This window comes from Mycobacterium sp. 1165196.3, from assembly GCF_001673415.1.
Lineage (GTDB): Bacteria > Actinomycetota > Actinomycetes > Mycobacteriales > Mycobacteriaceae > Mycobacterium > Mycobacterium europaeum_A.
On sequence record NZ_LZLU01000174.1, the window covers coordinates 1 to 6,905 of the forward strand.

Consider the following 6,905-nt stretch of genomic DNA (forward strand, 5'->3'; position numbering starts at 1 on the left):
CTCGGCCAGCGGGCCGGGGATGGCGGGCGCGGCCACCGGCACCCCGGCGGCGGCCAAGGCGCGCTGCGGCGCGCACACCTGGTCGACGGTGTGCCCTGGTCACAGATGGCGGTCATCGTGCGGTCGGTGCCGCGGGCGGGTGCGCGCCTGCCGCGCGCCTTGGCCGCCGCCGGGGTGCCGGTGGCCGCGCCCGCCATCCCCGGCCCGTTGGCCGAGGAACCGGCCGCGCGGGCCCTGCTCACCGTGCTGCTGGCCACCGCCGACGGGCTGGACGGGCAGCAGGCGCTGGCGCTGCTGACCGGCCCCATCGGTCGGGTCGATCCGGTGTCGCTGCGCCAGCTGCGCCGAACGATGCAGCGCGCCAACCCCGATCGCCCCGCGGGCGACTTCGCCGAGCTGGTGGTCGAGGCGCTGTCCGCCGGCGCCGTGCCGCCGGGGCCGCAGTTCGGCCCGCTGCGCAAGGTCCGCGGGGTGCTCGACGCGGCCGCGCGCTCGCACCGCGCCGGTGAAGACCCGCGCCACACCTTGTGGGCCGCCTGGCACCGGTCCGGGCTGCAGCGCCGCTGGCTGTCGGTCAGCGAGCGCGGCGGGCCTGCCGCGGCCCAGGCCACCCGGGACCTCGAGTCGGTGACCGCGCTGTTCGACGTCACCGACGACTACGTGTCGCGCACCTCGGGCGCATCGCTGCGCGGTCTGGTCGAGCACATCGCCGCGCTGGCGTTGCCGGGCGCCGTTCCCGAGCCGTTCGCCGCGGCCGAACAGGTCCAGGTGCTCAGCGCGCACGCCGCGCTGGGGCACGAATGGGATTTCGTGGTGATCGCCGGTCTGCAGGAAGGGTTGTGGCCCAATACCGTTCCGCGTGGCGGTGTGCTGAATACCCAGCGGTTGCTGGACGTGCTGGACGGGGTCGGCGCGGACGCGTCGGTGCGGGCACCGCTGCTGGCCGAGGAGCGCAGGCTGCTGGTCGCGGCGATGGGCCGGGCCCGCCGGCGGTTGCTGGTGACGGCCGTCGACAGCGACACCGGCGGGGCCGGCCACGAGGCCGCGCTGCCGTCGACCTTCTTCGCCGAAATCGCGCGGTGGGCCGACGGAGAACCGGATAACGCTGAGCTACAACCGGTCTCGGCTCCGCGGGTGTTGTCCGCGGCGGCGCTGGTCGGGCGGCTGCGCGGCGTGGTGTGCGCCCCCGACGGGGCGGTCGACGAGGCCGTCCGGGACTGCGCGGCAACACAATTGGCCCGGCTGGCCCGAGCCGGCGTGCCCGGCGCCGACCCGGCCGGATGGCACGGCCTGACCCCGGTCAGCACCAGCGAACCGTTGCGGGGCAGCGGCGATGTGGTGACGTTGACGCCCTCAACCATGCAGACCCTCAACGACTGCCCGCTGCGCTGGCTCGCCGAGCGGCACGGCGGATCCAACCCGCGCGATGTGCGCTCGGCGATCGGATCGGTGGTGCACGCCCTGATCGCCCAACCGCACAAGAGCGAATCGGAATTGCTGGCCGAGCTGGACCGCGCCTGGGGACACCTACCCTTTGGGGCGCAATGGCATTCGGCCAACGAGCTGGCTCGCCACCGGGCCATGCTGGAGGCGTTCATCGAGTGGCGGGCGCAGACCCGGGGCGCACTGACCGAGGTCGGCGTCGAGCTCGAGATCGACGGAACCGTGGCCACCGAGGGCGGCGGCGAGGTCCGGCTGCGCGGGCGGGTCGACCGGCTGGAACGCGATGCCGCCGGCCGGCTGGTCATCGTCGACATCAAAACCGGCAAGACGCCGGTCAGCAAGGACGACGCGCAACAGCACGCCCAGCTGGCCATGTATCAGCTGGCGGTGGCCGACGGATTGGTCGGCAATGGCACCGAGAACGTCGAACCCGGCGGTGCCCGGCTGGTCTACCTCGGCAAGACCGGGGCATCGGGAGTGGCCGAACGCGAACAGGATCCGCTGACCGCGGCCGGCGGTGACGAATGGCGCGAGGTCATCGCCCGGGCGGCCGACGCGACGTCCGGCCCGCAATTCATCGCGCGGCGCAACGACGGCTGCAGCCATTGCCCCATCCGGGCGAACTGCCCGGCCCACGCCGACGGATCACAGCGATGACGCCACCGCGCTATTCCCCGGCCGAATTGGCCAAGGCGCTCGGGCTTTTCCCGCCGACCGACGAGCAGGCCGCCGTCATCGCCGCGCCGCCGGGGCCGCTGGTGGTCATCGCCGGGGCGGGCGCCGGCAAGACCGAAACCATGGCCGCGCGGGTGGTGTGGCTGATCGCCAACGGCTACGCCGATCCCGGTCAGGTGCTGGGATTGACATTCACCCGCAAGGCCGCCGGTCAGCTGCTGCGCCGGGTCCGGTCCCGACTGGCCCGGCTGGCCGGCGTCGGGCTGGGGCCGCCGGGCGCCGCCGACGCATCCGTCGACACCGAGGGCGCGCCGACGGTCAGCACCTACCACGCCTTCGCGGGCTCGCTGCTGCGCGACTACGGGCTGCTGCTGCCCGTCGAGCCCGACACCCGGCTGCTCAGCGAAACCGAGTTGTGGCAACTGGCTTTCGACGTGGTGAACGCCTATCCCGGGCAGCTGCGCACCGACAAGACCCCGGCGGCGGTCACCTCGATGGTGCTGCGGCTGTGGGGGCAGCTGGCCGAGCACCTGGTGGACACCGGCCAGCTGCGCGACACCCACCTGGAGCTGGAGCGGCTGATCCACTCCCTGCCCGCCGGCCCCTACCAACGCGACCGCGGCCCCAGCCAATGGCTGCTGCGGCTGCTGGCCACCCAGACCGAGCGCGCCGAACTGGTGCCCCTGCTCGACGCCCTCGACGAACGCATGCGCGCCGCGAAGGTGATGGATTTCGGGTTGCAGATGGCGTCGGCGGCCAGGCTGGCGGCGACCTTCCCGCAAGTGGGCGAGGACCTGCGCAGCCGCTACCGGGTGGTACTGCTCGACGAATACCAGGACACCGGCCACGCCCAACGCATCGCGCTCTCAACGCTGTTCGGGGGTGGGGTCGACGACGGCCTGGCGCTCACGGCCGTCGGTGACCCCATCCAGTCGATCTACGGATGGCGCGGCGCGTCGGCGACCAACCTGCCCCGGTTCACCACCGACTTCCCCCGATCCGACGGCACCCCCGCGCCCATGTGCGAGTTGCGGACCAGCTGGCGCAATCCGCCGCGGGCCCTGCGGCTGGCCAACGCGGTGTCGGCGGAGGCGCGGCGGCGCTCGGTGGCCGTGCACGCGCTGCGCCCGCGCCCGGATGCCCCACCCGGCACGGTCCGTTGTGCGTTGCTGCCCGACGTGACGGCCGAGCGGGAGTGGATCGCCGAGCACCTCGACGCGCACTACCGGCGGGTCCGCGACGAGGGCGTCAGCCCGCCGACGGCCGCGGTGCTGGTGCGCCGCAACGCCGATGCCGCGCCCATCGCGGACGCGCTGCGCGCCCGCGGGATCCGGGTCGAGGTCGTCGGACTGGCGGGTCTGCTGGCCATCCCGGAGGTCGCCGAGGTGGTCGCCATGCTGCGGCTGGTCGCCGATCCGACGGCCGGCGCGGCGGCGATGCGGGTGCTCACGGGTTCGCGCTGGCGCCTGGGTGCGCGTGACCTCGCGGGTTTGTGGCAGCGCGCGCGTGTACTGGGCGGGGGTGTGCCGACCGGCGATCCCTGTTCGCCCGAGTCGATCGCGAGCGCGGCCGGCCCCGACGCGGACACCGTGTGCCTGGCCGACGCGATCGCCGATCCCGGTGCGGCCGAGGCATATTCGGCCGCGGGGTATCAACGCATCACGGCGCTTGCCGCCGAACTGAGCGCCCTGCGCGCTCACCTCGGCCATCCGCTCGGGGACCTCGTCGCCGAGGTGCGCCGGGTGCTGGGCATCGACTGCGAGGTCCGGGCCGCGGCCGGGGTCGGGGCCGGCTGGGCCGGCAGCGAGCATCTGGACGCGTTCGCCGACGTCGTCGCCGCGTACGCCGAACGCACCGACGCCGTAACCGGGCCCGCGGACGGATCGGCGGCCACGTCGGTGACCGGCCTGCTGGCCTACTTGGACGTGGCCGAGTCGGTCGAAAACGGCTTGGCGCCGGCACCATTGGCGGTCGCCCGCGACCGCGTCCAAATCCTCACCGTGCACTCGGCGAAGGGGCTGGAATGGCAAGTGGTGGCGGTGGCCCACCTGTCCGGTGGCACCTTCCCGTCCACGGCGTCGAAGAGCACCTGGCTCACCGATGCCGGCGAATTACCCCCGCTGTTGCGCGGCGACCGCGCCGCCGCGGGCGCCCTGGGCATCCCGGTGATGGACACCTCGGACGTCACCAACCGAAAGCAGCTGTCGGACAAGATCTCCGAGCACCGCCGCCAGCTCGAGCAGCGGCGCATCGACGAGGAGCGGCGGCTGCTCTACGTCGCCATCACCCGCGCAGAGGACACCCTGCTGGTGTCCGGGCACCACTGGGCGGCCACCGGCATCAAGCCGCGCGGCCCGTCGGACTTTTTGTGCGAGATCAAGGCCGTCATCGACGACTCGGCCGCGGCCGGCGACCCGTGCGGAACGGTGGAGCACTGGGCGCCGCCACCCGCCGACGGTGAGCAAAACCCACTGCGCGACAACGTCATCGAGGCTGTGTGGCCACCCGACCCGCTAGCCGAGCGACGCAACGACGTCGAGCGCGGGGCGGCGCTGGTGGCTCAGGCGCTGCGCGCCGGTGCGACCGAAACCGGGCTCGACGTGGACGGCTGGGCCGCCGATGTCGATGCCCTGCTGGCCGAGCGTGCCCGGTTGGTGCAGCCGCCGCCGCTCGCCCTGCCCGGCCAATTGTCGGTCAGTTCCCTGGTCGGCCTGGCGCGCGACCCGGCGGGCACGGCGCAGCGCCTGAGGCATCGGCTGCCGTCGCGTCCAGAACCGCATGCGTTGCTGGGCAATGCCTTTCACGCATGGGTGCAGAAGTTCTACGGCGCCGAGTGCCTGTTCGATCTGGGTGACCTGCCCGGCGCGGCGGATTCCGGCGTCGGCGACAGCGCGGAACTGGCCGCCTTACAGCGGGCGTTCACCGAATCGCCTTGGGCCGCAAGGACTCCCGTCGCCGTGGAGGTGCCGTTCGAAATGCCGATCGGTGACACGCTGGTGCGGGGGCGCATCGACGCGGTCTTCGCCGACCCCGATGGCGGGGCCACCGTGGTCGACTGGAAAACCGGTGAACCGCCGCACGGGCCGGAGGCGATGCGGCAGGCCGCCGTCCAGCTCGCGGTGTATCGCTCGGCCTGGGCGGCGCTGGCCGGCGTCCCCGAATCGTCCGTGCGCACCGCCTTCTATTACGTGCGCGCCGGCGCCACGGTGGTTCCCGACGAGCTGCCGAGCGACGCCGAGGTCGCCGACCTACTGTCGGATCCCGGCGGCGCCCGCCGCGTCGGCGTGTGACCTGCGCCGCCCGAGTATTGGGGACGCTGTGGCCGTGGTTACATAAGACCCGTGCGTGTCTCGTGCGCAGAAGTGCAGCCGGTGACGGGCCGCCGTGGGCAACGGTAGGTCCCGAAAGCTGAGCGGTCTGGACGAAACCCTGACCACTCAGCGCGGTCACCAGCTGATCGGCGTGGTGCGCATCCCCGAGGACCATGCGAGCCCGATCCGCGTCATCACCCGTCGCCTGGCCATCGCGCTGGTGGTGCTGCTGGCCGCGGCGGTCATCGTCTACCTGGACCGCACCGGTTACCGCGACGTGCGCAACCAACCGCTGACGTTTCTGGACTGCGTGTACTTCTCCGCGGTCTCCCTGTCGACGACCGGTTACGGCGACATCACGCCGTACACCGAAACCGCGCGCCTGGTGCACACCCTGATCTTCACCGCGTTGCGGATCGCGTTCCTTGCCGTGCTGGTCGGCACCACGCTCGAAGTGCTCTCCGAGCGGTCTCGCCAAGGGTGGAAGATTCAGCGTTGGAGGAGCAGAGTGCGCAACCACACCATCGTGATCGGCTACGGCACCAAGGGAAAGACCGCGGTCGCCGCCATCCTCGGTGACGAGACCGCCCAGGCCGAGGTCGTCGTCGTCGACACCGATCGGGGCACGCTCGAGCACGCCGAGAGCGCGGGCCTGGTCACCCTGCACGGCGACGCCACCAAAGCCGATGTGCTGCGGCTGGCCGGCGCCCAGCACGCGGCATCCATCGTGGTCGCCACCAGCCGCGACGACACCGCGGTGCTGGTGACGCTGACGGCGCGCGAACTGGCACCCAACGCCAAGATCGTCGCCTCGATCCGGGAGACCGAGAATCAGCACCTGCTGCAGCAGTCCGGCGCCGACTCGGTGGTGGTCTCCTCGGCCACCGCCGGCCGGCTCCTGGGGCTGGCCACCACCACGCCCAGCGTCGTGGACATGATCGAGGACCTGCTGACCCCCGACGCCGGGCTGGCCATCGCCGAGCGAGAAGTGGAGCAGACCGAAGTCGGCGGATCGCCGCGGCACCTGCGCGACATCGTGCTCGGAGTGGTGCGCGACGGCCACCTGCTGCGCATCGGCGCACCCGAGGTGGATGCGATCGAGGCCAACGACCGACTGCTCTACATCCGAAACGCCGACCACTGATGGCGATCGCGGACTTTCAGCTGCGCAGCGTCCCGTTGCTGTCGCGCGTCGGCGCCGACCGCGCCGATCAGCTGCGCACCGATGTCGAGGCCGCCACCGCTGGCTGGGCGGAGGCGGCGCTGCTGCGGGTGGATTCGCGCAACCAGGTGCTGGCCGCCAACGGCCGGGTGGTGCTCGGCGCGGCCGCCGAAATCGGCGACAAGCCGCCGTCGGAGGCGGTGTTCCTGGGGCGCCTGGAGGACGGCCGGCACGTGTGGGGCATCCGCGGCGCGCTGCAGGCCCCCGACGATCCCGGCGCGCACGCCGAGGTGGTGAACCTGCGCAGCCTGGGC

At 72.8% G+C, this 6,905-nt stretch carries 3 protein-coding genes and 1 pseudogene; all 4 read left to right on the plus strand.

The features are described 5' to 3' along the window. Positions 1–2,100: UrvD/REP family ATP-dependent DNA helicase (locus A5659_RS18490; protein WP_197498078.1), on the plus strand; the 2,100-nt coding region annotated here is incomplete at its 5' end. After that, positions 2,097–5,408 carry an ATP-dependent DNA helicase gene (locus A5659_RS18495; RefSeq protein ID WP_067183282.1) on the plus strand — a complete coding sequence of 1,104 codons (3,312 nt, stop codon included), beginning with the start codon at positions 2,097–2,099 and terminating at the stop codon, positions 5,406–5,408. The genes A5659_RS18490 and A5659_RS18495, both read left to right, overlap by 4 nt. 94 nt (positions 5,409–5,502) lie before the next feature. Further along, a complete protein-coding gene (locus A5659_RS18500; protein ID WP_066871171.1) occupies positions 5,503–6,573 on the plus strand; it encodes a TrkA family potassium uptake protein in 1,071 nt (356 codons plus the stop codon). Continuing rightward, positions 6,573–6,905: pseudogene (locus A5659_RS18505) on the plus strand (NAD(+) diphosphatase); the annotation flags it as partial. The gene A5659_RS18500 and the pseudogene A5659_RS18505, both read left to right, overlap by 1 nt.

Bases quoted from the DNA above. Each gene is read 5' to 3' on its own strand.
- A5659_RS18495 (WP_067183282.1), top strand. From the start codon at position 2,097: ATGACGCCACCGCGCTATTCCCCGGCCGAATTGGCCAAGGCGCTCGGG.